Source organism: Sinomonas susongensis (assembly GCF_005877005.1).
In the GTDB taxonomy this organism is placed as follows: Bacteria; Actinomycetota; Actinomycetes; order Actinomycetales; family Micrococcaceae; genus Sinomonas; species Sinomonas susongensis.
The window spans coordinates 354,873-380,848 of the sequence record NZ_SSNH01000001.1 but is presented as its reverse complement, the minus strand read 5'-3'; the positions used below and the strand labels follow the sequence as shown (position 1 = coordinate 380,848).

Genomic DNA, 25,976 nt, shown 5'->3' with positions numbered 1-25,976 from the left:
CACGCTCACGCTTGGTTCTGCAGGGGCAGCGCCGCGACGAGCGGGTGGTCCTTGCCGGTGTTGCCGAGCTTCGCCGCGCCGCCCGGGGAACCGAGGTCGTCGAAGAACTCGACGTTCGCCTTGTAGTAGTCGGCCCACTCGTCGGGGACGTCGTCCTCGTAGTAGATCGCCTCCACCGGGCACACGGGCTCGCACGCGCCGCAGTCGACGCATTCGTCCGGGTGGATGTAGAGGGACCGCTCGCCTTCGTAGATGCAGTCGACCGGGCACTCCTCGACGCAGGCCTTGTCCTTAACATCCACGCACGGCTGCGCGATCACGTATGTCACTGCTGCACCTTCTGACGACTCTGGTGATGGGGGACGTCCAGCGTCCCGGCGGAACGAGCCTATTATCATCCCGCTCAGCCGCGCCAATCCAGCCGACGACGTCGCCCCGGCCGGGGGCGCCGGGCGCCGCGTCACAGTGGGCGATGGCCCGTCACACGGCGTAGCACGCGGCGGGAGATGCCTGCGGAGCAGCACCAGCCCCGGCGGGGCCTCCCCTAGGATTGTCCCGTGCCCTCGAGTCCCGCGCCGGGAGCGCGGCGCCCAGCCGACGTCCTCCGCTCGCTCCCGCTGGGGACGCGCGTCGTCGTGCGGTACCGGATCGAGGGCGGCTTCACGGATGCGCTCGGCGACCTCACCGGTGTGGGCGACGCCGAGGCCGTCATCTCGACCCGGCGCGGCGTGGCGAAGGTCCCGCTCGCCCTCGTCGTCGCCGCGAAGGCCGTGCCGCCTCCGCCCCCACCCCGCACGGCACGGCGGGCGTAGCGGCGGGCGCACGCGTCACTCCCCCTCGGCATCGGGGAGCCTGCGCAGGCGGAAGAAGGGCCCGACGGCCACCGGAAGGCACGCAAGCAGCTGGCCGGCGATCCCAACCCACAGCGTCGGCGCGATCCCGAGCTGCGCGCCGAGCATGCCCCCGAGGAGGCTTCCCACGGGCATGACGCCCCACACGAGGCAGCGGACCGACGCGTTCATGCGGCCGAGGAGCCGGGGCGGGCAGACCCGCTGACGCATGCTGACCTGCATGACGTTGAACACGATGACCCCGAAGCTCATCGCGAACTCGCCCGCGCTGAGGATGCCGAGTGCGAGCGGACCCGGTCCGACTGCGAGCGCGAGCGGGAAGAGGGCGACGGCGGCCCCTCCCACCATGAGCCCGAGCGGGAGGAGCGGCCCCTCCCCGATGCGCGACGCCAGGCGTGGGGCAGTGAGAGCGCCCAGCACGCCACCGACGGAGCCGATCGAGAGCATCGTCCCGAGCCCGACGGGACCGAGGCCGAGCTCGCGGAGGACCACGAGGGGCATGAGCACGTACGTGACCGAGGAGAACAGGTTGCCAGTCGCGGTGCTCAGCACGACGCGGCGGATGAGCGGGTGCCGGGCCACGAACGCGGCGCCCTCGCGGATTTCATGGAAGAGGCTGCTTCCCTCGGTCCGCTCGGGGGCGGTCTCCGAGTCCCGGACCCGCAGGAGGCACAGCGCGGAGACGAGGTAGCCGGCGGATTCCGCGGCGAAGAGGATCGGGGCGCTCAGGACCGTCAGGACGAAGCCTCCCAGCGCTGGGCCGCCGAGTCGGGCGACCTGGGCCGTGGCCTCGAGCTTGCCGTTCGCGTCCGCCACGAGCTCGCGGTCCACGAGCACCGGAATGTAGCTCTGGTAGGAGACGTCGAAGAATACCGTCGCGACGCCCACGACACCGGCGACGGCGAAGAGGTGCCACATCTGGAGGGCGCCGGTCCACGACAGGAGCGGGACAGCGAGCATGGCGGCTGCCCGGACGAGGTCCGCGCGGATCATGGTGCGCCGCTTGAGCCATCGGTCCACCCAGGCCCCGGCCGGGAGTCCCACGATGAGGAACGCCGCCATCGACGCCGCGTTGAGCACGCCGAGGTCCATTTCGCTGGCCCCGAGCATGCTCACGGCGAGGACCGGGAGCGCCAGCTGCCCGAGCTGCGCGCCGAGCTGCGACACTCCCTGCCCAGCCCAGAAGGCGAGGAAGGCAGGGCGCCGTGTGAGGGGCACGACGGCGGCCGACCCGGCGGAGCTGGGGAGCATTCGGCCAGTGTGCACTTCCGATTGGGAAGTGTCAATCACTTGGGTACAGTGGTGGCATGCCATCGTCCGACGACGCCGCGAAGGGCCGGGCGCTCAGCTCGCCGCTGCGCCTCCGCATCCTGCGGCTGTGCCTCCACCATGCACGCACGAACAAGGAGATCGCCGACCTCCTCGGACTCAATCCGGCCTCGACCCTGCACCACGTCCGCACGCTCGTCGCCACCGGATTCCTCGAGGCGCAGGACGAACGGCGCGGCCGCCGAGGAGCCCGGGAGGTCCCCTATCTCGCGACCCGCCGCTCGTGGGGCCAGCGCGTCGACGACGTAGCACCCGTGCTCATCGAGACTTTCGTCCAGGAGACCGCCGCCCTCGACCCCGCGGACATCGAAGTGTGGCGCCTCGGCCTCAAGCTCAACGCGCAGCACCAGGCCGAGCTCCTGGCCAAGCTCCGCGCCGTCGTCGACGAGTACGTGGACATGCCGAGCGACCCGGACGGGCACGCGACGTCGCTCATGGTCGCGCACCACCGCGACCCGTCAGCCGACTGAACGTCCAGCAGACAGAAGCGGACGACGGCGGGTTCTCACCCGCCGTCGTCCGCTGAGTCTCTGCCCCCGCCCAGAGGGGCCGAGGTTCAGGCGCGGGCGCGGGCCCGGTTCGCCTTGAGCCGCTCGCTGGCGTCCAGGATCACCTTGCGGATCCGGATCTCCTCGGGCGTGATCTCGACGCACTCGTCCTCGCGCGCGAACTCGAGGGACTCCTCGAGCGTGAGGGTGCGCGGCGGGGTGAGGCCCTCGAAGTTGTCCGCAGTCGAGGAGCGCATGTTGGTGAGCTTCTTCTCCTTGGTGATGTTGACGTCCATGTCGTCGGCGCGCGAGTTCTCGCCCACGATCATGCCCTCGTACACCTCGGCGGTCGGCTGGACGAAGAACGTCCCGCGCTCCTGCAGGTTGATCATCGCGAACGGCGTCGCGACACCGGCGCGGTCGGCAACGAGCGAGCCGTTCGTGCGGTACTCGATGTCGCCCGCCCAGGGCTCGTAGCCCTCGAAGATGGACGACGCGATGCCGGCGCCCCGCGTGTCCGTGAGGAACTTCGTGCGGAACCCGATGAGGCCGCGCGACGGAACGATGAACTCCATGCGCACCCAGCCGGTGCCGTGGTTGGCCATGTTCGTCATGCGGCCCTTGCGCGCGGCGAGGAGCTGCGTGACGGCGCCGAGGTACTCCTCGGGCACGTCGATCGTCATGTGCTCGGTCGGCTCGTGCACGTGGCCGTCGACCTTCTTGGTGACGACCTGCGGCTTCCCGACGGTGAGCTCGAAGCCCTCGCGGCGCATCTGCTCCACCAGGATGGCCAGAGCCAGCTCGCCGCGGCCCTGGACCTCCCACGCGTCGGGACGCTCGGTCGGGAGGACGCGGATCGAGACGTTGCCGATGAGCTCCTTGTCGAGGCGGTCCTTGACCTGGCGGGCCGTGACCTTCGCGCCCTTGACCCGGCCGGCGAGCGGCGACGTGTTGATGCCGATGGTCATCGAGATCGCGGGGTCGTCGACCTTGATGAGCGGGAGCGGCCGCGGGTCGTCGACGTCGGTGAGCGTCTCGCCGATCGTGATGTCCTCGATGCCTGCGACGGCGACGATCTCGCCCGGGCCTGCGGACTCGGTGGGGACCCGCTCGAGCGCCTTCGTCGCGAGCAGCTCGGTGATCTTGACGGGCTTGATGGTGCCGTCGTGGCGGGCCCATGCAACCTGCTGGCCCTTGCGGAGGGTGCCGTTGTAGATGCGCAGGAGCGCGAGGCGGCCCAGGAACGGCGAGGCGTCGAGGTTCGTGACGTGCGCCTGGAGGACGCCCTCGGGATCGTAGGTCGGAGCAGGGATGTGCTTGACGATCGTCTCGAAGAGCGGCTCGAGGTTGTCGTTGCCCGGAACGGTTCCGTCCGCGGGCTGCTCGAGCGACGCCGCGCCCATCTTGGCGGCCGCGTAGACGACGGGGACGTCGAGGACCTTGTCGAGGTCGAGGTCCGGGACCTCGTCGGCCAGGTCGGAGGCCAGCCCGAGCAGGAGGTCCATGGTCTCGCTCACGACCTCGGAGATGCGGGCGTCGGGGCGGTCAGTCTTGTTGACCACGAGGATAACCGGCTTGTGCGAGGCGAGGGCCTTGCGGAGCACGAAGCGGGTCTGCGGAAGGGGGCCCTCGGAGGCGTCGACGAGGAGCACCACGCCGTCCACCATCGACAGGCCGCGCTCGACCTCGCCGCCGAAGTCAGCGTGCCCGGGAGTGTCGATGACGTTGATGAGGATGCCGCCCGGCTCCCCCGCTTCGGCGGCAGCCGGACCGGCGTACTGCACCGTCGTGTTCTTCGCGAGGATCGTGATGCCCTTTTCACGCTCGAGGTCGCCCGAGTCCATCACGCGGTCCTCGATCTCACCGTGGGCAGCGAACGAGTTGGTCTGCTTGAGCATGGCGTCGACGAGCGTCGTCTTGCCGTGGTCGACGTGGGCGACGATAGCGACGTTGCGGAGGTCAGTGCGGAAGACAGTGGACACGGTTTCAGACATACGCTTTGGGCTCGATTCGGTGGGTCGCGATGGTCCGGGGCCGGGCATCGACACGACGCGCTGGCGGCACAACGGAACAGACCCTCGGAAGGGCCAGCCCTTCTAGTTTACGCTCTCCCCCGGACTGCCGAGTCCTCGGCCGACGACCAATGGCCACGTCCCGCGAGTACAGACGCGCGGAACGTGGCCATGGGAGGACTCCGAGGGTCAGTCGATGCCGCTCGCAAGCAGGAGCTCGCGCAGCTCCCGACGCTCGCGCTGCTTCTCCGGATCCGGGAGCGGCACCGCCGCGAGGAGCCGCTGCGTGTAGGCCTCCTGCGGGTTGCGCAGAATCTGCTCGCGCGCGCCCTGTTCAACGATCCGGCCCCGCTGCATGACGCAGATGTGGTCGGCGAGGACGTCGATCACCGCGAGGTCGTGGGTGACGAACAGGGAGGCGAAGCCGAGCTCCTTCTGGAGGGCCTGGAACAGCTCGAGGACCTTCGCCTGGACGGAGACGTCGAGGGCCGACGTCGGCTCGTCCGCGACCATGAGCTTCGGCTTGAGGGACAGGGCACGGGCGATCCCGACGCGCTGCTTCTGGCCGCCCGAGAGCTCGTGCGGGTACCGGTTCCGGTAGGACCTCGGGAGCTCGACCTGGTCGAGAAGCGTCTCGACGCGCTTCTGGAGGTCGGCGCCCTTCGCGACGCCCGCGAGGAGCATCGGCTCGCCAATCGACTCGCCGATGGGAAGGCGGGGGTTGAGGGACGACGACGGGTCCTGGAACACCATGCCGACCGAGCGGCGGACCTCGTGGAGCTCCTTCGAGTTCTTCCGAAGGCCCGAGATCTCCTTGCCTGCGACCTTGAGCGAGCCCTCGGCCACGGGGAGGAGTCCGACGGCGGCCCGGCCGATCGTCGTCTTGCCCGAGCCCGATTCGCCGACGAGGCCCACGACCTGGCCCGGGTAGACGACGAGGTTTGCACCCTCGACGGCGCGGAAGGCCGGGACGCGCCCCTGCTTCGGGTACTCGATCGCAACGTCCTTGAGCTCGAGCACGGGGGCCCCACGGCGCTTCGCCTCGTCGTCGGCCGATTCCCGCAGCGCGGCGAGGTTCTCCTTCTCGCGGCGGGCGAGCTCTTCGGCGTCGACGGCCTCGAGCTCGGTCCCCGTGGCGGAGGCGAGGGCGGCCGTGATGTCCACCTCGGCCTCCTCCTCGGAGCCCTGCCCGAGGTGGGGCACGGCTGCGAGGAGCGCCTGGGTGTACTCGTGCTGCGGATTGTGGAAGATCTGCTCGGCCGTGCCCGACTCCACGATCACGCCGCGGCGCATGACGACGATGCGGTCCGCAAGGTCGGCGACGACCCCCATGTCGTGGGTGATCAGGATGACGGCACTGTTGAGCCTGTCCTTGAGGTGACGCATGAGGTCGAGGATCTCGGCCTGCACCGTCACGTCGAGCGCCGTGGTCGGCTCGTCCGCGATGAGCAGCTTCGGGTCGCACGAGAGCGACTGGGCGATCATGGCGCGCTGCCGCTGGCCGCCCGAGAGCTGGTGCGGGTACGACTTGAAGGCCTTCTCGGGGTCCGGGAGCTCGACGAGCTCGAGCATCCGCAGGGCCCGCGACCTGGCCTCGTCAGGAGAGACCGGGTTGTGCAGCCGGATCGTCTCCACGATCTGGTTGCCGATCGTGTAGACGGGGTTGAGGGCCGTCATCGGCTCCTGGAAGATGACCGCCACGTCGTTGCCGCGCACGCGGCGGATCGCCGAGCGGTCCTTCCCCAGCAGTTCCTGGCCGACCAGCTTGACGCTGCCCCGCACCCGGCTGTTCGACGGGAGGAGGTCGAGGAGCGCCATGGAGCTCGCCGACTTGCCCGAGCCCGATTCGCCGACGATTGCGAGGACCTCGCCCGCCCGCACCTCGTAGTGGAGGCCGATGGCTGCGGGCACCCACTCCTTGTCCACGCCGAAGTCGACGCTCAGGTCATCGACCTCCAGGACCATCTGGCCCTTGACGAGATCGGCGGCCACAGTCGCGGCGCCCCTCTCCGAGCGGCGGGACTTTCCTGCCATGCCGAGGTTCTCAGTCATCCTCTGCTCTTCCTTCCGTGCACCGTTCCCGAGGGCCGCTGGCCAGTCAGGTCGGAATTCTCTGTGACATGGGGCTGATCCTGCATGATGAGGGAATGAGCGCCCTCCATCACACCGGCCCCGTCGACGTGTTCAAAGCCCGCAGCAACAAGATCCTTGCCGTTGTGCTGTGGGCGCTCGCGGCGTTCGGGCTGGTCGTGACGCTCGCCCAGTCGGGCATCGGGGGCCTGCGCTTCGTGGCGCCCCTCGCGTTCATGGCGTTCGGCGGCTGGGCCCTGTTCTGGCGACCAGCCGTCGTCGTGAGCGACGCCGGGGTGGAACTCGTCAACCCCCTGCGCCAGATCGGTGTGCCGTGGGAGGCTCTCGCCTTCGTCGACACGAAGTACGCGCTGACCCTCATCACCGGGGCGGGCCGTTACTCCGCCTGGGCGGCCCCCGCCCCGGGCGTCATGGGTACGCGCCACGCGCGTCCCGACAACCTCATCGGCCTCCCCGCGAGCAGCTACGGCCCCGGCCAGTCGGTCCGGCCGGGCGACCTGAGCCACACCGTCTCGGGCCAGGCGGCACTCCTCGTGCGCCGCCGGTGGGCGGACCTCGTGGAGCGCGGCCTGGTCGAGGGAGGCCGGGTCGACGAGACGTCCGTGACGCGCCGAGCGACGTGGTGGATCCTCGCGGTTGCCGTCGTGCTGGCGGGAGCGACCCTTGCCACCCTCGGCTGACTGAGGCTCTGCCGCGGCAGGCGTCCCCGCAAAGGCGCTCACGTCAGGGGGCCTTGCGCTCGGAGTCGGGCGCTCCGCCGTGCGCCTCCGGGTCGGGAACGACGCCCCTCGCCGGGTTGACCGTCCCGCCGACGCCCAGCGTCGTCTCTCGATCCTCGGACTGCCCGCCCGCGACGTCGGCTCCTGAAGCGCGGACTGGGCCAGCTCCCGCTCCTGCGGCCACGGGCGCAGCCGCGACGGAGCTTCCATGGACTCCGCGGGACTTCGCCTTCTTCGCGTTGAACTTCCTCTGCCGCGGGTCGAAGGCGTCCCGGAGCCCGTCGCCGATGAAGTTGATGCTGAGGCAGATGAGCACGATGAAGAGGCCCGGCCACCAGAACAGCCACGGGCGCGTCGAGAACGCCTCCTGGTTCTGGGAGATGAGCAGGCCGAGCGAGGTGTCCGGAGCCTTGACGCCGACGCCGAGATAGCTGAGCGCCGTCTCGAGGAGGATGGCCGAGGACATGAGCAGCGTGCCGTTGACGATCACCACGCCGACGGCGTTCGGCAGGATGTGCTTGAAGATGATCCGCATGTTGGACGCGCCCGAGATGCGCGCGGCGTCGACGAACTCCCGCTCGCGCAGCGAGAGGAACTCGCCGCGCACGAGCCGTGCGAGGGAAACCCATGCGACGAACCCGAGGAAGATGCCGAGCACCACCACGCCGTTGCTCGCTGCGAACTGCGCGAACCAGGTTCCGGAATCGCGGCGTCCGGCGGTCTGCGACATGACGGCCGCGAGGAGCAGCACTGGAATGATGATGATGATGTCGGTGATGCGCATCAGGATCGTCTCGACCCATCCGCGGAAGTAGCCGGAGAGTGCCCCGACGACGACGCCGATGATGCCCGCGACGACGCCGATGATGATCATGATGGTGATCGACTGCTGGGCCCCGCGCATGGTCATGGCGAAGAGGTCGCGGCCGATCCGGTCCTGACCGAACGGGTGGTCGCCGAAGCTGAAGGGCGCGAAGCTCCACGTCGGCTGCCCGAAGTTGACCAGGGGCGTGACCTGGTCGAACTTGTACTTCCACCAGCCGGGGAAGGGGCCCCACCCCTCGGCCGAGAAGGCCAGAATGAAGATCGCTGCGAAGACGACGAGGCCCGCGAGAGCCCCCGAGTGGCCGAAGAAGCGCTTCCGGACGATCTGCCCGAGGCTGAGGCCCTTCGCCTCGACGGTCGGCTCGATGCCGGCGGCGGGCTGTGCTGTTGCCCCGGATTCGCCCCGGGCGCTGGCCGTGAGGTCTTCCTGCTGAGACTGCTGGCTCATGTCACTTCACCCTAACGCGAGGATCGAGCGCGGAGTACACGAGGTCCGCGATGAGGTTGAACGCCAGGGCCGTGATCGCGACGCACGCGAAGACGCCCATCACCGGGTTCGGATCGACGTGCGAGATCCCCTGCAGGAACATGTAGCCCATGCCGGGCACCGAGAAGACGGTCTCCGTGATGACCGCGCCGCCGATCAGCTGGCCGATGTCGAGTGCGACGACGGTCGAGATCGGGATGAGCGCGTTGCGGAACGCGTGGCGCATGACGACGGACCGCTCGCTCGCGCCCTTCGCCCTGGCGGTGCGGATGTAGTCCGTGTTCATGACCTCGAGCATCGACGAGCGTGTGTAGCGCGTGTAGCTCGCGAGGGAGATGAGGACGAGGGCGATGGTCGGCAGGATGAGGTGGGTGAAGCTGTCGAGGCCGTGCTGCCAGAAGTCGCCCTGGAGGTTGGGGGTGGAGCCGCCGATCGTGGCGATGGGGCGGCCGCGGATGCTCCGGTTGTTGTAGTAGCCGGGCCACGCCTGCATGAAGCGGTCGAGCACCACGAGGGCTCCGACGAGGAACGCCGTGATCCCGCCGACCCGCATCCCCTGGCCGCGGTCATAGCCGCCCCAGAACCAGCCGACCGCAACGCCCACGAGAACGGTGACGACCGCGAGGATGAAGATCATGAGCCCCGTCGCCTCGTCGAGCAGAGGCTGGACGGGGAAGTAGGCGATCGCGCCGATGAGCACGGTCGTGAGACCGGCGTAGAGGGCGCGTCGGTTCTGGAGGCCGGCAGCGAGCACCGTGATCCCGAAGGCCAAGCCGACGCCCACGATCAGGATGACGCCGAGCCCCAGGCCGGGGGTGCTGAACCAGCGGGTGATGCTCGCGACGATGCACACGAGCGTGACGAAGGCGAACACGATCGCCCCGTTGATGGCCCGCCGTCGTAGGGCGCCCGAGGAGACGACCGCCGCGATGATGCCCAGGACGATGCCGATGCCGAGGGAGACAGGCAGCGGGATCGTCGGGTCCGCGAGGAAGTTGTTGAAGTCGATTGCGCCGAATTCCTTGAGCAGGACGGCGACCCAGAAGATCGGAAGCGAGAAGAAGAGGAAGGCCATGAACGTCACGCCGTAGTCGAGGGCGCTGTACTGGCGGAGCGCGGTGACGATGCCGAGGGCGACGCCGATGAGGATCGCGAGCACGGTCGCGCCGGTCACGAGGGTGATCGTCTGCACGAGGGCCTGCCCCAATGCCTGGGTCACGGGCTGGCCGACGAGGTTCATCCCGAGGTTGCAGTTTCCGACGACGCAGCCCGCGGCCCCTCCGAGCCACTTGAAATAGCGGATGGGGGCGGGGGTGCTCAGGTCGAGAAGCTGGGACCGCGCCTGCATGAGCTGGGCGGCGTTGGGAGCGTTGCTGGCGCGCAGATCAGCGAGGGGATCTCCGGAGAGCGCAGTCAGGTTGTACACCAAGAACGATGCGCCGAGGAGAATCAAGGCTGCGGTGATGAGGCGCCGGACGACGTAAGTCACCATGATTGTTTGTACCTCTGGAAGTCGGCTGCCCGATAGGTGGGGGGCAGCACGTTGGGGGCCTGGGGCGATGCCCCGCGGTCGGCGGGGACCCGACGGCGGTGGCTGGTATGCCGGGTGGCGCTGAGAAGCGCCGGGACCATGGAGCTCGGTCCCGGCGCTTCCGCAGCATCAGAACTCAGGTGCTTACGTGGTTGCCCAGTCCCAGTAGTTCCACCACACACCGCTGCTGTTCGGCATGTACTGGACTCCGGTCACGCGGTTGCTGTACGCGTCCACGCCGACCGACTGGAAGAGCGGCAGGCCGTAGGACGAGGCCCAGATGCGCTGGTCGATCTGCTGCTCGAGGCTCACCTGCTTGGACTGGTCCGTGGTCTGGACGAGCTGCTTCATGAGCGAGTCCGCCTGCGGGTCCGAGAACTTGTTGAAGTTCGAGCCGCTGCCCGACTGGAAGATCTGCGGAACGCCGGAGACACCGACACCCGGGTTGATCCAGCCGAAGATCGAGGCGTCGTAGGTGCCGTTGCCGAGCGCCTTGCCCCAGTCGGACTTGCCGAGTCCGCCGTCGACGACGTTGAAGCCGGCCTTGGCGGCGTTGGCCGCGATCAGCGTGTAGGCGTCAACGCGGTTCGGGTTGTCCTTGTTGTACATGATGCGGACCGTCGGGGTCTTGCCGGCAAGGAGCTGCTTGGCCTTGTCGATGTTGACCGAATCGTAGGCCGACGAGCCGTTGTTCTTGACCGAGTCGGCGTAGCCGGCCTGCTGCGGCACGAAGATCTGCGAGTCGAGGGGCTTCGCGTTCGGATCCATCTGGCTGATCAGCTTGTTCAGGATGTCCTGGCGCGGGACCGTGAGCATGAAGGCCGTGCGGACATTCTGGTCGGCGAAGACGCCGTTGAAGTTCAGGTCGAGGTGGTCGTACGCGAGCTGGTTGCCCTGGTCGACCGTCACGCCCTGGATCGCCTTGAGCTGCTGGATCGTGTCCGAGGAGGCCTGCGGGGCGATGATGTCAGCCTCGCCGTTCTTGAGGGCCTGGATCTGAGCCGGCGCCGAGCCGATGTAGCGCACCACGATCTGGTCGAGGTGAGCCGCGGGACCCCAGTTGTAGTCCTTGTTGCGGACGAGGGTCATGGACTGGTCGGAGACCATGTCCTTCACGATGTACGGGCCGTTCGAGAGGAACAGGCTCGTGTCACTCGGGATCGTCTTGGTGTCGAAGCCCGTGTTGTAGAAGTCAGCGGCCTTCTTGAGGGTCTCGTTGACCGGCTGCGGGCTCGCCGGGTCGCCCTTCTTGATGCCCTTCATGAGGTCGTAGAGCGCCTTGGCGTCCGCGAGGCCCGTGTGCTTGGCGACGACGTGCGCCGGGATGTCGATCGTGCCGTTGTTGCCGCCGATCGCGGTCTCCCAGTCGGCGTACGGCGTCGTGTACGTGAGCGTGAACGTCTTGCCGTCCGAGGAGACGTCCGGGAAGTTCGTGTTGTTCAGGCCCTGAGTCGAGCCCGCAGTGGAGAAGTAGCTCGTGCCGGTCTTGCCGTCGGCGCTCGCGTCATCGAACCACGCCGAGTTCGCCGCCCAGTTGAGGGCGACGTCGTAGGCCGTCACGGGAGTGCCGTCGGACCACTTGACGCCGTCATTGATCGTGTACTTGACGGTCAGCGGGTTGTCCGAGGTCTTCTGGTACGAACCGAACTTGTCGTTGTGGACGACCTTCAGCTTGTTGTCCACGTAGTAGAAGCCCATGTGGGTCGCGTAGCTGATCTTCGAGTTGATGTCCGTGTTGCCGTTCGCGGTGTTCGCGTTGAACGTGTTGAACGCGTTCACTTCGACGACCGTGGCGCTTCCACCCTGCTTCGCGGACGAGCTGCTCGATGAAGAAGCAGTCGACGATCCGCCTTGGGTCGCGCAGGCGCTGAGGGCCAGGACAGCCGCAGCTGCAACCCCAACCGCCTTCGAAATACGCCTGAAACGCATTCCGCCTCCTATGTTCGGTGAATTCTGTGCCGGATGATTCCGGCGGACGGCCCCCACGACACAGGGACGTGGCGCGCCTCACATGCCCCACAGCCTACGCACAGTAACGGCTCACTGGCTACGAAAGCGACGTTTCAGATTGTGGTTGTTATCGAGCTGCAACATATCTTTCAGAGTTCCCTCAGGGGCGACCCTCGAACGGAGCCGATTGGGAAATCCCAATCAGTCGGCCCGCGCGACTCCGGGGCCCGCCCCTCGCAGGCGCTGAGGGACCAATCGCTCCGCTTTGCCCGAGCACCGACGTCAGGGGCCGCTCGTCACTGTATGCCAGATTCCGACGATGCCCGCGATCGACATGAGCAGCGTCGCCGCCCAGCCGAAGACAGTCGAGAGTGTCCGGTTGCGGTGCTCCCCCATGAGCTTCCGGTCGGACGAGACAAGCATGAGGACGACGAGGAACGGGCCCGCCGCGATCCCCTGGACGACCGAGCTGAAGACCAGGAGGCCGATCGGGTCCCGGTAGACGAGGCTCAGACCGATCGCAGCGAGAGTGCCGAGGGCCACGAGGAGATAGAAGAGAGGAGACTGCCGGGGCGTGCGGTCCAGGCCCCAGCTCCTGCCAGTGAGGCTTGCGATGCCCGCCGACGCCGACGCCGCGAGGACAGGCACCCCGAGGACGCCCGAACCGATGAAGCCGACCGCGAAGAGGGCGGCCGCCGCGGGGCCCGCAATGGGAGCGAGCGCATTCGCGGCGTCGGCCGCCGTCCTGATCTCGAGGTGGTGCGTGCCGAGCGTGGCACCCGTGGCCGTGATGACGGCGAACATCACGAGCTGCGAGAACACCATCCCCGTGAAGACGTCGACTCGCGCATCGACCCACTTGCGGCGCGCCGCGCGCGGATTCCTCGCGGTGAGCCGCACCTGCGAAGGCCTCTCGTCGCCACCTACCTCGCTCCGCAATTGCTCGATCCGGTTGGAGCTCTGCCAGAAGAAGAGGTACGGCGAGATGGTGGTGCCGAGCACGGCGACCATGATGCCGAGATAGTCCGAGTTCCATTCGAACTGGGTGCCGAGGAGCCCTGAGCCGACGTCCGCCCAGTCGACTCCCGTCACGACGAGCACGCCGAAATACGCGAGCAGCGAGAGGCAGAGCCATTTGATGAGCCGCGCGACGAACTCGAACGAGCCCGTGAGCATCGCCACGAGGATCCCGGTTCCTGCGACCGCGCTCCAGAGCTGCGCCGGCCCGCCATGCAGCATCTCCATCCCGGAGCCCACGGCCATGAGATCCGCGCTCAGTTGGAGCACGTTCGAGACGAGAAGAACCACGAGGAGCACGGCAAGTACGGTCCGGGCACCACGGCCGAACTTCCTGCGGGCAAGCGCGCCGAGGCTCTGTCCCGTCGCAAGCGCGGTGCGGTCCGCGGTCTCCTGGACGGCGAGCATGAGCGGGAGGGTGACCGGCACTGCCCACAGGCTCGCGTTGCCGAACATGGCGCCGGCCTGGGCGTAGGTCGCGACACCCGAAGGGTCGTTGTCGGCGGCGCCCGTGATGAGGCCGGGGCCCAGGGCCGCGAGCGCGCGCCGCAGCTTCGGCCGCCCGTCCCCCGAGTCCTCCGGCTCGCGGCTGCCGCCTGTGTCCTCGTGTTCGCTCCCGACAGGAACGGAGCCACCGGGTTCTTCGACCGTGCGGTCTCGCCACGCACCGTCGTCATGCACCGCCATTGCTTCCTCCCTGTCTCCCTCCCCCGGTGCATACCCCCATGCGGGCGTTTCAGGCAGCAGCACCCCCATCTGCCCGTCCGGAAGACGTGAAAGAATCGAGAGCCATGGCGAGTGCCATGCTCAACATGGGAGGCGCGGATGAGGGCCACGGTCAGAGACGTCGCGCGTCTTGCCGGCGTGTCGCCCAAGACCGTCTCCAACGTCGTCAACGGGACGGTTCGGGTCAACCCCGATACCCGGGACCGGGTCGAAGCCGCCATGGCGACCCTCGACTACGTCCCCAATCTTTCGGCCCGCGGGCTGCGCAACGGACGTTCGGGCCTGATCGCCCTCGCCCTGCCCGATCTGAGCACGCCGTTTTCGGCCGAGCTCGTCCACGAAGTCGTCGAGGCCGCCCACCGTCATCGGCTTGCCATCCAGCTCGAGGAGACCGGCTACGACCCTGAGCGCGAGCTGCAGCTCCTCACCAAGGCGCGCGCCAACCTCGTCGACGGCCTAATCCTCAACCCCCTCGTGCTCGACCAGAGCGCCGTCACGCCGGGAATCGTCCTGCCGCCCGCCGTGATCCTGGGCGAGGTGCAGCAGAACATCGTCGACGCGGTGGGCGTGGACAGCGTAGGCGCAGCACGAGCAGTGACGAGGATGCTCGCCGAGGGCGGACGACGACGCATTGCCGTCCTAGGTGCGCGGCGCCCCGGCGCCGCCGCGACGGCCGAAACCCGCACGCGCGGCTACCGCGAGGCGCTCGCCGAGCTGGGGCTGCCGTGGGACCCGGAGCTCGAGATCGTGTGCGAGGACTGGCACTCCGCAGGCGGGGCCGGGGCGCTCTCCGCGTTTCTGGCTCGGCACGATCCCCCGGACGCCCTCTTCTGCTTCACGGACAGCCTGGCCTACGGGGCGCTCTCAGTCCTGGCTTCTGCGGGCCTCTCGGTGCCCGACGACGTCTCAGTGTCAGGGTTCGACGATCTCGACATGAGCCCCTATGTGGTTCCTTCCCTGACGAGCGTCAGCTTCAGCCGCCGCGCGATGGCCGAGGAAGCCGTTCGGCTGCTCCTCGAGCAGATCGGGAACCGGGGCCGCGCTCCGCGGGCGGTCACAGTCCCCTTCTCCATCCAGCGCCGCGCCAGCACGGGCTGACGGCGTGCCCGAACATGGGACCGGTCACAAAATCTCTTGCCGCCTCGATTACAACGATGTAACGTGAGACGCAGATCACATTGAAGTGGTCTCGCCCAGCGGGCGCCGCAACTGATTGGAGTCCTATGTCGTCCCCCACCACAGCCCGTGGCGTGCTCGATCCGCGCCAGGCACTCGCTCCCGTCTCCCGCCGCATCTTCGGCTCGTTCGTGGAGCACCTCGGGCGCTGCGTCTACACCGGCATCTTCGAACCGGAGCATCCCACCGCAGACGAGGAGGGCTTCCGCACCGACGTCCTCGAACTCGTCCGGGAGCTCGGCGCCACCATCGTCCGGTACCCCGGCGGCAACTTCGTCTCCGGATACCGCTGGCGCGATGGCATCGGTCCGGTCGAGGAGCGGCCGGCGCGGCTGGACCTCGCGTGGCACAGCCTCGAGCCCAACAAGGTCGGCACCGACGAATTCCTCAGCTGGTGCCGCAAAGCCGGCGTCGAACCGATGTGGGCGGTGAACCTCGGCACGGGAGGAATCCTCGACGCCGTCGACCTGCTCGACTACGTCAACGGCACGGCGCCGACCGCCATGGCGGACCTCCGGCGGACGAACGGCCACGAGGATCCCTACGGGGTGCGCATGTGGTGCCTCGGGAACGAGATGGATGGGCCGTGGCAGATCGGCCACATGGATGCGGAGGCCTATGCCACTGCAGCCCTCGGCGCGGCGCGGGCCATGCGCATGGCCGACCCCGACCTCGAACTCGTCGCGTGCGGAAGCTCGGGCCCCTTCATGCCGACCTTCGGCGACTGGGAGCGCACGGTGCTCGAGGCCTGCTACGACGAGGTCGACTACATCTCCCTGCACCGCTACTACGAGGAGAAGGACGGCGATCTCGCGAGCTTCCTTGCGTCCGGAGTCGACCTCGACCACTTCATCGAGGCCATCATCGCGACCGCGGACCACGTCGGCGCCAAGCGGCGCAGCAGCAAGAAGATCTCGATCTCCGTCGACGAGTGGAACGTCTGGTACCAGTCCCGCGACGAATCCAAGGTCCCGACGGGAGACGACTGGCCGGTCGGCCCGGCGCTCCTCGAAGACAAGTACAACGTCGCAGACGCCGTCGTGGTCGGGGGGCTCATCATCTCGCTCCTCAAGCACTGCGATCGCGTCACCGCGGCGTGCCAGGCCCAGCTGGTCAACGTGATCGCCCCGATCATGGCCGAACCGGGCGGCCCGGCCTGGCGGCAGACCATCTTCCATCCGTTCGCCCAAGCGGCGCGGCTGGCTCGAGGAGTCGCAGTCCCCCTGCACCTCGACGCCCCGACCCACGAGACCGCGGGGCATGGGACGGTGTCGAGTGTCGACGGAATCGCGACGTGGGACGAGGAAGCGAACTCGGGCGCGGTCTTCCTCGTCAACAGGACCCCGGACACCACGATCGAAGTTGAAATCGACCTCGCCTCCCTCCACGAAGCCCGCGTCCGCAAGGTCAGCGTCCTGACCGACGACGACCCGTACCGGCGCAACAGCGCAGAGGACCCTGGCGCCGTCGTGCCTCGCGATGGCCTCGCGAAGGAGGAGGACAGCCTCCTCCACGTGACGCTGCCGCCCGTGTCCTGGACGGTGGTCGAGTTGGGCCGAGAGCAATGAGCGCGCTCCCGGAAGGCGGCGTCCGCCGTCGCACTCTCCTCCGCGGCCTCTTCGCCGGCGCAGCGGCCCTCGGGGCAGCACCGCTGCTCTCGGGATGCGACTCGCCGATTGCGGCGGGCTTGGTCCACACGCAGCTCGACACCTCGACCGTTGCATTCTGGAACCTCTTCGGGGGCGGCGACGGGGCGCGGCTCCAGACCATGCTCAACAGCTACACCGCGCAGAACGGCGCGAATTCCCTCACGGCAGCGACCTTCGCGTGGGGCGACCCCTACTACACGAAGCTGACGCTGGCGACCGTGGGCGGCCAGCCCCCGGACGTCGCGGTCTCGCACCTGACCCGCATGCAGAACCTTGCCGAGGCGGACCTGCTCACCCCGATCACCGACGGCATGCTCGCGAGCGCGGGCCTCGCGGCGTCGGACTTCAACCAGAACGCGTGGGCAAACCAGAAGCGAGCCGGTCAGAACTTCGCCATTCCGCTCGACACGCACCCCTTCGTGCTGTTCTACAACGTCGACGTGTGCGAGAAGGCGGGGCTGCTCGACGGGAACGGCCAGCTCAAGCCCATCCGCGGCGTGGACCAGTGGGAGGCGGCACTCGACGCCGCGAAGAAGGCAACCGGTGCCCATGCGGTGGCTTCCGCGAGCGTGGGCGACTACGCGACGCCGTGGCGCTTCTTCCAGACGCTCTACTCCCAGATGGACGGCAGTACGCCATTCCTCGGAGACAGCGGGCGCAGCATCACGGTCAACCAAGACCTCGCGCGGAAGACGCTTGCCTACATCCAGCGGATGAGCACCCAGGGCTGGCTCGCTCCGACCGCCGACTATGCCGGTGCCGAGGAGCTCATGTTCACCGGAAAGGCGGCGTTCTACCTCGAAGGCGAATGGGAGCTGACGACGGCACAGGCCGTCAAGGGCCTCAAGTTCGGCATGGCGCCGTTCCCCCAGCTCTTCGACAGGAAGGCCGCCCAGGCGGACTCCCACACGTTCGTCCTCCCGAAGAAGGACCGCACTCCGGAAGAGACCCAGCGCGCGATGGGCTTCATCGCGGCCATGCTCAAACAGAGCATGACCTGGGCCCAAGGCGGCCACATCCCGGCCTACCTGCCCACGCTCAACAGCAGCGAGTACCAGAAGCTCGAGCCGCAGGCGAGCTATTCCGAGGTCGCGCAGTACACGCACTACGACTCGCTCGCGTGGTACTCGGGCTCAGGATCCGTCTTCGAGAACATCGTCGGGGCGCAGATCGCGCTCGTCCAGCAGCGCCTCGCCTCTCCGGACGCGGGGCTCGCGAACATCAATTCACAGCTGTCCCCGTATCTGCACGCAGCGAATCCCCTCTGACGAGCGGGATCAAGAGCGGAGATCTCCCATGACAACTATCACCCCTGGCCTCAGAATCCCGAGAACGGGCTCGACGACGAGCGCGACCGCCCGCCAGAAGCCCCGTCAGAGCCGCCCTGCGTGGCTCTTCATCGCACCGTTCGCGATCGTCTACCTCGCCTTCCTCATCGGCCCAACGCTGTACATGCTCGTCGCCAGCGTCTTCAACACGAGCCTGGTCCAGTCCGGCTTCGGCAGCTTCGCCGGACTGGGCAACTACGCCGAGATGCTCACGCGTCCGGACTTCTGGTCGGCCATGTGGCATACCGTCCAGTTCACCCTCTACACGACCCCGCCCCTCGTCGTGCTCGGCTTCGTGATGGCCGTGCTCACGAACCGGGTGGGGCGCGGCCAGTGGTTCTTCCGCCTGGCCTTCTTCGTCCCCTTCATCCTGCCGTCGGCCTCTATAGCGCTCATCTGGTCGTTCATCTTCACGCCGAACACGGGCCTGCTCAACGAACTGCAGTCGTTCCTGGGCCTCACCCCGACGCCCGTCCTCGCGGACCCGGCTTGGGCAATGGCCGGGGTCGCTGCAGCGACCGTGTGGTGGACCATCGGGTTCAACTTCATCCTCTACCTCGCGGCCCTGCAGGAGATCCCGCGCGAACTCTACGAGGCGGCCGCGGTCGACGGTGCGACCCCGTGGCAGCAGATCCGCTTCATCACCATCCCGCTGCTCGGCAGGACGACGACGCTCGTGGTCCTGCTCCAGATCATCGCGAGCCTCAAGATCTTCGACCAGATCTACCTCATGACGAGCGGCGGCCCCGGGCAGTCCACGGACGTGGCGCTCACGTTCATCGCCAATACGGCGTTCACGAGCGACCGCGTCGGAGCCGCCTCGGCCGCGTCAGTCCTCCTCTTCATCGTGATCCTGCTGATCGCCGCCGTGCGACAGCTCATCACCCGAGCACAGGAAGCGAGGGCCTGACATGGCGACCATCCAGACAGCCCGAAGCCGCCGCTCCATCACTTCGGCCGCCGCCCCGGCCTCCAACACGGCCCTCAACGGAAAGGGGGCGCGCGGGTTCCGGGCTGCCGCCGCCGTCGTGCTCGCACTGCTCGCGGTGCTCTGGCTCCTCCCGACGCTCTGGGCGATCAAGACGTCGCTCTCGTCGAACGCAACCGCATCGCTCGGGGCGCCCGCCATCCTCTCCGACACCCAGCTGACCGGGCATTCGTACACCGCGCTGCTCGGCTCGGGCGACCTCTGGAACTGGTACCTCTCGAGTGCGATCACTTCGGCGCTGACGGTCATCCTCACGGTCGCGTTCGCGTCGATGGCGGCCTACCCCCTGTCCCGGATGCAGTTCCGCGGGCGGAAGCTCGTCTTCCTGCTCGTCGTCGCCGGCATCATGGTCCCGACCCAGGTCCTCGTCGTCCCCGTGTTCCGGGAGCTGGCGGGGTTGGGGCTGCTCAACACCTACTGGTCGGTCATCCTCCCGCAGGTGCCGGCCGTCGTCGCAGTCTTCATCTTCAAGCAGTTCTTCGACGGGATCCCGCGGGAGCTCGAGGAGGCGGCGAGGGTCGACGGCGCGAGCTACTGGCGCATCTACTGGTCGGTCATCATGCCGCTCTCGCGGCCCGTGGTCTCCGCGGTGGGCATCCTGACCTTCGTGACCGTCTGGAACAACCTCATCCTTCCGCTGTTCACGCTCTCGAACCCCAAGCTCATGACGATTCCGGTCGGTCTCGCCACGGTCCAGGGCTCGTACGGGCAGCGGCTGGCCGACATCCAGGCGTCGGCGATCCTCGGTGCCCTGCCGCTCGTGATCATCTACTTCTTCCTCCAGCGCCGCATCGTCGAGGGCGTCGCAGGAAGCGGGCTCAAGGGGTAGGGGAGCCCACTGGGCACAACGGCGCGGCGCGCCTTCTCTGGGGGGAGGCACGCCGCGCCGTTTTGGGCTGGCGCCGTTTTGGGCTGGCGCCGTTTTGGGCTGGCGCCGTTTTGGGCTGATCGAGAGTCAGGCCGTGCGGATGACCGCCGGGATCCAGACCCTCATCCTGCTGGGGCCCCGGTTGGCCCAGTCCGCGTAGGGTGTGAGCCGGGCGTCGAGGCTTCCGTCGCTGCGCACCTCCGGCCTGCGCCCGTACGGCAGTCCGTCGGGCTCGTCGAGCTGCCGGACGCGGAGGGAAACGGCGGTGTCGCTGCCCTCCGACCGGAGCGGCTGGCCGGGATCGATCTCGAGGTCCTCGAATGGGACGCCGTCGGGGAAGTCGACCGACTCGAGGCACAGGACCCGGGGACCGCGTTCGACGGCGACCGTGCCGCGGGTCGCGTCGATCCGAGGCGAGGGCCACACAAGTCGCGCGGCCATCGGCAGGGAAAGGCGGACGGTGCTCCCGGCCCCGAAGCGGCGTCGCAGCGTGAGGTAGTCCCCCGCGACCGCGAGGGCCTCGCCGTCGTGCTCGGCAGAGGCGAGCCCGCGGGCCCACGGGGGGATGCGGATGGCCAGGGTGAACTCGGCCTCCTCGTCCACCACGATGGTCACGAGTCCGTCCTCGGGGTACCGCGTCCGCACGCGGAGGCGCACGGTCTGGCCCTCGCCGGTCTGGGTCGCGATGTCGAGGTCGCCGAACTGGTGAAGCTGCACACCGCCGTCGTCCGCGGTGGCAAAGTAGGAGCCCACGCTCGCGAGCGTGCGCGCGACGTTGGTCGGGCAGCACGAGACCTCGAACCAGGGAGCGCGCAGGGAGGCCTCCGCCCGCTCGCTGAGCTCGTCCTGGGCCAGCTCCACACCCAGCGCCCTCTGATGCAGGGTGTTGCTGTAGAAGAAGGCACGGCCGTCCCCACGAGGCGAGGCGAGGACGTTGTTGAAGAGAGTGCGCTCGATGAGGTCCGCGTATTTGGCCTCGCCCGTCTCGAGCAGCAGTCGCCAGCTGAGCATGACCGACGCGATGCCCGCGCACGTCTCGGAATAGGCGCGGTCCGGCGGCAGCTCGTAGTCCTCTCCGAACTGCTCGTTCTCGTGACGGGAACCCATCCCGCCCGTGATGTAGGTGCGGCGGGAGACCGTGCGCTCCCACTGGCGTTCGACGGCGGCCAGCAGCGCGGCGTCGCCGGTGTCGGACGCGACGTCGACCGCACCCGACGAGAGGTAGAGCGCGCGCACCGCGTGGCCGCGCAGGACTTCCGCGTCGCGGACCGGCACGTCGTCCTGGAAGTAGTCGGGACCCTGGAAGAGGGTGCTCCTGAGGGTGCGGTGGCCGCGGCGCCGGATGAACAGCGCCGCCATCTCGCCGTAGCGTTCCTCGCCCGTCGCCCGGCCGAACTCGGCGAGCGCCGGCTCGATCTCAGGGTGGCCGCAGACCGCCTCGCGGCCCCGCGGGCCGAACTCGCGGCAGATGTGGTCGGCGAGGCGCCGGGCGACGTCGACGAGGAGGTCGTCGTGGCCCGTGCGGAGCCGCGCGACGGCGGCCTGGATGAGGTGACCGGCGCAGTACAGCTCGTGGCCCCATTCGAGGTTCGAGTACCGTCCGCGCTGCCCCTCGTGGCCGAACGCAGTATGGAGGTAGCCGTCCGGGTCCTGGGCGCCGGCGACCCGTCGGACCAAGTCCTCATACCGGCGCTCGAGCTCCGGCGTCGGGTTGCGTCCGAGCTCCCACGCCATGGCCTCGAGGAGCTTGTAGACCTCGGAGTCGACGAATTCGACGCCGTGGCGCTGCGCCCCGATGGTCCCGTCGGCGACGCGGTCGAAGTTCTCCACCCAGCCGATGCGTTCCATCCAATGGAGGCAGTGCCCGAGGATCGAGCTGGCGTTGAGTGCCTGCTTCTCGCCCCAGAAGCCGCCGGCGATCCGAACCTCGTGAGGTCCGAGGGGCCGGAGCCTGGACTGCCGCGGGCGTACGGGCCCTCCTAGAGTGCGCGTCGCGGCGGCCACTCAGATGCCCTGGGCGAGGCGGTAGTACGCCGCGTTCCACTGGAGTTCACGGGCGAAGCCGCGAACAGTGGTGTCCTCGTCGATGACGAGGAGCTCCGTCCGGGCGATGCGGGCGTAGTCCTCGAACGCCTCGACCCCGACTGCGGTGCTCATGACAGTGTGGTGGGCGGCGCCCGCCTCGAGCCACGCGGTAGCCGACGTGTGGAAGTCCGGTGCGGGCTTCCACACGGCGCGGCCGACGGGGAGCTTCGGCAGCGGGGCCGATGGCTCGACGACTTCGACGGCGTTGGCGACGATGCGGAAACGATCCCGCATGTCGGAGAGGGCGACGACGACGGCGGGCCCGGGGTCCGCGGTGAAGACGAGGCGGACGGGGTCGTCCTTGCCGCCGATGCCGAGCGGGTGGACCTCGAGGGAGGGACGGGCGGTGGTGAGCGAGGGGCTGACCTCGAGCATGTGGGCGCCGAGGATGCGCTCGGCGCCGGGGGTGAGGTCGTAGGTGTAGTCCTCCATGAGGGAGGCCCCGCCGGGCAGCCCTGCGCCCATGACGTTCGCGGCGCGCACCAGGACCGCCGTCTTCCAGTCGCCCTCGGCGCCGAAGCCGTACCCCTCAGCCATGAGCCGCTGGACGGCCAGCCCCGGCAGCTGCTTGAGCGATCCGAGGTCCTCGAAGCTCGTCGTGAAGGCGCCGAAGCCGCCGCCTTCGAGGAAGGAGCGCAGGCCGAGCTCGATTGCGGCTCCGTCGCGGAGGGACCCGTGCCGGTCCCCGCCGCGGCGGAGCTCGGGGGCAACGTCGTAGAGGTCCTCGTACTCGGCCACGAGCGCGTCGACGGCACCAGGCTCCGCGGACTCGACGGCCTGGGCAAGCTCGTTGACGCTCCAGGTGTTGACCTGGACGCCGAAGCGGGCCTCGGCCTCGGTCTTGTCCCCCTCGGTGACGGCCACGAAGCGCATGTTGTCGCCGAAGCGGGCGAGCTTGAGGGACCGGGTCGCAGCCCAGCCTGCCGCCGCGCGCGCCCACGTGCCGATGCGCTCGGCCACGCGGGGATCGGACACATGCCCGACGACGGTCTTCCGCGGCACGCCGAGCCGGGACTGGATGTACCCGAACTCGCGGTCGCCGTGCGCGGCCTGGTTCAGGTTCATGAAGTCGAAGTCGATCTCGCCCCATGGGAGTTCGACGTTGGCCTGGGTGTGGAAGTGGAGGAGCGGCTTCTGCAGGGCGGACAGGCCCGCGATCCACATCTTGGCCGGGGAGAACGTGTGCATCCACGCGATGAGGCCGATCGCCCGGTCGTCCGCATTGGCCTCGAGCGCGATCCGGCGGATCGCGTCCGCATCGGTCAGCACTGGCTTCCAGACCACTTTCACGGGCACGGCCTTGGCCGCCGCGAGCTCCTCGGCGATCCGTCGGGACTGCTCTGCGACCTGCGCCAGGGTCTCGGGACCGTAGAGGTGCTGGCTGCCGGTGAGGAACCAGACCTCGTAGGCATCGAGGGTGGTGGTGAGCTTCGGCATCAGGCGAGGGATCCTTCCGGGTTCTGTCCGTAGACGTTCTGGTAGCGGTCGAAGAGGCTGTCGATCGCCTTCTCCGGGATGGCGACGAGGGGGCCGCCCTGGCGCGCGATGTGCACGGTGCGGGCGACGTCCTCGGCCATGACGGCGGCCTTGACGGCGTCGCGAGCATCCCGGCCGATGGTGAACACGCCGTGGTTCTGCATGAGCACGGCCCGGCTGCGGTGCCCCGACAGTGTCGCCACAACGCCTCGCCCGATCGAGTCGTCACCGATGATGGCGAACGGGCCCACGGGGATCTCGCCCCCGAACTCGTCCGCCATCGCGGTGATCACGCACGGGATCGGTTCCGCGCGCGCGGCCCAGGCCGTCGCATACGTCGAGTGCGTGTGCACGACTCCCCCGACGTCGGGCATGTGCCTGTACACATAGGCGTGCGCGGCAGTGTCCGACGACGGCGAGCGCTCCGATCCGAGGGAGCCGGGGACGACCTCGCCGTCGAGGGTGCAGACGATCATGTTCTCCGGCGCGAGCTCGGCGTAGTCCACGCCGCTCGGCTTGATGACGAACAGGTCCTCGCCGGGGACGCGGCCCGACACGTTGCCGCCAGTCCACACGACAAGGCCATAGCGGACCAGCTCTGCGTGCAGCGCTGCCACCCGTTCGCGGGTGCCCCGCACGGCCGGGGTCTCGGATCTGCTCATGCAGTGGCTCCTTTCAGGGCAATCGCCCGGACGGCGGCCTCCTCGACCGCGAGGCCGGCGCGATACTGCTCGAGGTACGCCGCGAAGCCCGCGACGTCGTCGGGGTCTGGGTCGGTCGTCTCGAACCGGAAGCCGCCGAAGGCCCGCTCGGACAGGTAGGCGCCGAGGTCGGCGCTCTCCCCGGCCGAGAGGTAGGCGGCGAGCACCGCGATACCCCAGGCCCCGCCCTCCGAGGCGGTCTGGGCGACGGACACGGGTGCTCCGAGCGCGCCGGCCAGGAACCGCTGCGCGATCCCCGCGGTGCGGAACATGCCTCCGTGCGCGAACATCTGGTCCAATCCGACGCCCTCGTGTGCGAGCACCCTCATGCCCAGAGCGAGGGTGCCGAAGACGCCATAGAGCTGGGCTCGGACGAAGTTCGCCAGCGTGAAGCGGCTCTCAGGCGTCCTCAGAACGAGTGGACGTCCGTGCTCCAAGCCCGTGATGGGTTCCCCGGCGAGATAGTTGTAGGCAAGGACTCCGCCCCCATCGGGCTCTCCGTGGATGGCCTCGCGGAACAGCGCCTCATACACCGCGTCGGTTTCGACGGGCGCGCCGGCGATGGCGGCGAAGCGATGGAAGAGCGCCGCCCAGGCCGCGAGCTCGCTCGCACCGTTGTTGCAGTGCACCATGGCCACCGGGTCGCCCGCCGGGGTGGTCACCAGGTCCAGCTCGTGGTGCACGGCCGAGAGTGGGCGTTCGAGCACGACCATCGCGAAGATGCTCGTGCCGGCGGAGACGTTGCCGGTGCGCGGCGCGACCGAATTGGTCGCCACCATCCCGGTGCCGGCGTCGCCCTCCGGCGGGCACAGCGGGGTGCCCGGCTCGAGCACGCCCGTCGGGTCCAACAGCCGCGCGCCTTCCGAGGTGAGGCGCCCCGCGGGCTGGCCCGCGACGACGACGTCGGGCAGCAGCTCGAGGAGCTTGGGCAACCGTCCGTCGGCGAGGCCGTCGTAGCGGGCGACGAGTGCGGCGTCGTAGCCATTCGTGGTCGGGTCGATCGGGAACATGCCCGAGGCGTCACCGATGCCCAGCACCTTCTGGCCGGTGAGGCGCCAGTGGACGTAGCCGGCCAGGGTCGTGCAGAAGCGGATTTCGGGTACGTGGGGCTCGGCGTCGATGACCGCCTGATGCAGATGGGCGATGGACCAGCGCAGCGGGATGTTCACCCCGAACAGGGCGGTGAGCTCGGCTGCGGCGGGCCCCGTCGTCGTATTGCGCCAGGTGCGGAACGGGACGAGGAGCTCGTCTTGGGCGTCGAACGCGAGATAGCCGTGCATCATGGCCGAGACGCCAATGGCGCCGAAGGCCTCCGGGCGGACGCCGTGGCGGCGCTCGGCATCTTCCACGAGGTCCGCGTACGCAGCCTGGAGGCCGCGCCAGACACTTTCGAGGGAGTACGTCCACATGCCGTCGGAGAACTCGTTCTCCCACTCATGGCTGCCCACCGCGAGGACGATGGAGGGATCGTCGGCGGCGATCAGGCACGCCTTGATCCGAGTCGATCCGAGCTCGATGCCGAGTGCGGTGCGGCCCCCGACGATCGCGTCGTGCCCGGGAGGGCCCGTCCGCCTTGACGTCATTGTCGCCGCCCTTCTTGTGACCGGTCACATGGTGATGTGAAACGAGCATAGGCCGAGGCTCAGGGGCAATGTCAAGCCTCGATGCGCCTCGCCGGG

At 68.7% G+C, this 25,976-nt stretch carries 20 protein-coding genes; 8 read left to right on the top strand and 12 right to left on the bottom strand.

Features of this window, described 5'->3' with window-relative positions; all coding sequences use genetic code 11:
* Positions 1–5: 5 nt before the first annotated feature.
* A complete protein-coding gene (gene fdxA / locus E6A21_RS17990; RefSeq protein WP_212745857.1) occupies positions 6–329 on the bottom strand; it encodes a ferredoxin in 324 nt (107 codons plus the stop codon).
* A gap of 228 nt (positions 330–557) precedes the next feature.
* Between fdxA and E6A21_RS01795 the strand changes: the two genes are divergently transcribed.
* Positions 558–812 (top strand): putative acetyltransferase, encoded by a 255-nt coding sequence (locus E6A21_RS01795; protein WP_138442407.1) that lies wholly within the window; start codon positions 558–560, stop codon positions 810–812.
* A 15-nt stretch (positions 813–827) separates the two neighbouring features.
* Here the strand turns inward: E6A21_RS01795 and E6A21_RS01790 are convergent, their stop codons facing one another.
* Positions 828–2,102 carry an MFS transporter gene (locus E6A21_RS01790; RefSeq protein WP_138442406.1) on the bottom strand — a complete coding sequence of 425 codons (1,275 nt, stop codon included), beginning with the start codon at positions 2,100–2,102 and terminating at the stop codon, positions 828–830.
* Positions 2,103–2,158: 56 nt separating this feature from the next.
* Here E6A21_RS01790 and E6A21_RS01785 point away from each other — a divergent pair, with 56 nt between their 5' ends.
* Positions 2,159–2,650 carry a helix-turn-helix domain-containing protein gene (locus E6A21_RS01785; protein WP_138442405.1) on the top strand — a complete coding sequence of 164 codons (492 nt, stop codon included), beginning with the start codon at positions 2,159–2,161 and terminating at the stop codon, positions 2,648–2,650.
* Positions 2,651–2,736: 86 nt separating this feature from the next.
* On the opposite strand, the gene typA is transcribed toward E6A21_RS01785, so the two are convergent.
* Together typA and E6A21_RS01775 are read right to left on the bottom strand one after the other, a co-directional pair.
* On the bottom strand, positions 2,737–4,662 hold the full coding sequence (typA, locus tag E6A21_RS01780; protein ID WP_138442404.1) for a translational GTPase TypA: 1,926 nt from the start codon (positions 4,660–4,662) through the stop codon (positions 2,737–2,739).
* A gap of 207 nt (positions 4,663–4,869) precedes the next feature.
* On the bottom strand, positions 4,870–6,645 hold the full coding sequence (locus E6A21_RS01775) for an ABC transporter ATP-binding protein (RefSeq protein WP_246036159.1): 1,776 nt from the start codon (positions 6,643–6,645) through the stop codon (positions 4,870–4,872).
* 182 nt (positions 6,646–6,827) lie between these two features.
* Here E6A21_RS01775 and E6A21_RS01770 point away from each other — a divergent pair, with 182 nt between their 5' ends.
* Positions 6,828–7,451: a PH domain-containing protein gene (locus E6A21_RS01770; protein WP_138442403.1), complete on the top strand. Its 624-nt coding sequence runs from the start codon at positions 6,828–6,830 to the stop codon at positions 7,449–7,451.
* 43 nt (positions 7,452–7,494) lie between these two features.
* Here the strand turns inward: E6A21_RS01770 and E6A21_RS01765 are convergent, their stop codons facing one another.
* The 4 genes from E6A21_RS01765 to E6A21_RS01750 form a co-directional block, all read right to left on the bottom strand.
* Positions 7,495–8,763, bottom strand: a complete 1,269-nt coding sequence (locus tag E6A21_RS01765) for an ABC transporter permease (RefSeq protein WP_138442402.1) — start codon at positions 8,761–8,763, stop codon at positions 7,495–7,497.
* Between the two features lies 1 nt (position 8,764).
* Positions 8,765–10,294 carry an ABC transporter permease gene (locus E6A21_RS01760; protein WP_138442401.1) on the bottom strand — a complete coding sequence of 510 codons (1,530 nt, stop codon included), beginning with the start codon at positions 10,292–10,294 and terminating at the stop codon, positions 8,765–8,767.
* Positions 10,295–10,477: 183 nt separating this feature from the next.
* A complete protein-coding gene (locus E6A21_RS01755; protein WP_138442400.1) occupies positions 10,478–12,262 on the bottom strand; it encodes an ABC transporter family substrate-binding protein in 1,785 nt (594 codons plus the stop codon).
* Between the two features lie 303 nt (positions 12,263–12,565).
* Positions 12,566–13,987, bottom strand: a complete 1,422-nt coding sequence (locus tag E6A21_RS01750; RefSeq protein WP_171041221.1) for an Nramp family divalent metal transporter — start codon at positions 13,985–13,987, stop codon at positions 12,566–12,568.
* Between the two features lie 138 nt (positions 13,988–14,125).
* Here E6A21_RS01750 and E6A21_RS01745 point away from each other — a divergent pair, with 138 nt between their 5' ends.
* The 5 genes from E6A21_RS01745 (at position 14,126) to E6A21_RS01725 (ending at position 19,996) form a co-directional block, all read left to right on the top strand.
* On the top strand, positions 14,126–15,124 hold the full coding sequence (locus tag E6A21_RS01745; protein WP_138442398.1) for a LacI family DNA-binding transcriptional regulator: 999 nt from the start codon (positions 14,126–14,128) through the stop codon (positions 15,122–15,124).
* Between the two features lie 125 nt (positions 15,125–15,249).
* A complete protein-coding gene (gene arfA / locus E6A21_RS01740) occupies positions 15,250–16,770 on the top strand; it encodes an arabinosylfuranosidase ArfA (protein ID WP_138442397.1) in 1,521 nt (506 codons plus the stop codon).
* Complete coding sequence (locus E6A21_RS01735) at positions 16,767–18,119, top strand: extracellular solute-binding protein (protein ID WP_138442396.1); 1,353 nt, start codon at positions 16,767–16,769, stop codon at positions 18,117–18,119. Before arfA ends, E6A21_RS01735 begins: the two co-directional genes overlap by 4 nt.
* A 28-nt stretch (positions 18,120–18,147) precedes the next feature.
* Entirely contained in the window at positions 18,148–19,089 is a 942-nt protein-coding gene (locus E6A21_RS01730) for a carbohydrate ABC transporter permease (RefSeq protein ID WP_138442395.1), read from the top strand.
* A 1-nt stretch (position 19,090) separates the two neighbouring features.
* Positions 19,091–19,996 carry a carbohydrate ABC transporter permease gene (locus E6A21_RS01725; RefSeq protein WP_138442394.1) on the top strand — a complete coding sequence of 302 codons (906 nt, stop codon included), beginning with the start codon at positions 19,091–19,093 and terminating at the stop codon, positions 19,994–19,996.
* 126 nt (positions 19,997–20,122) lie between these two features.
* Here E6A21_RS01725 and E6A21_RS01720 read toward each other — a convergent pair whose 3' ends face one another.
* From E6A21_RS01720 to E6A21_RS01705, 4 genes are read right to left on the bottom strand one after another with little or no spacing between them, the layout of a single operon-like run.
* Positions 20,123–22,039: a glycoside hydrolase family 127 protein gene (locus E6A21_RS01720; RefSeq protein WP_138442393.1), complete on the bottom strand. Its 1,917-nt coding sequence runs from the start codon at positions 22,037–22,039 to the stop codon at positions 20,123–20,125.
* The gene (araA, locus tag E6A21_RS01715; RefSeq protein WP_138442392.1) at positions 22,040–23,557 is read right to left on the bottom strand and encodes an L-arabinose isomerase; all 1,518 of its coding nucleotides are present in this window, start codon (positions 23,555–23,557) and stop codon (positions 22,040–22,042) included.
* The gene (locus E6A21_RS01710; RefSeq protein ID WP_138442391.1) at positions 23,557–24,258 is read right to left on the bottom strand and encodes an L-ribulose-5-phosphate 4-epimerase; all 702 of its coding nucleotides are present in this window, start codon (positions 24,256–24,258) and stop codon (positions 23,557–23,559) included. Before E6A21_RS01710 ends, araA begins: the two co-directional genes overlap by 1 nt.
* Positions 24,255–25,880 (bottom strand): xylulokinase, encoded by a 1,626-nt coding sequence (locus E6A21_RS01705; protein ID WP_138442390.1) that lies wholly within the window; start codon positions 25,878–25,880, stop codon positions 24,255–24,257. The genes E6A21_RS01710 and E6A21_RS01705 overlap by 4 nt, the downstream gene beginning before the upstream one ends.
* Positions 25,881–25,976 lie beyond the last annotated feature (96 nt).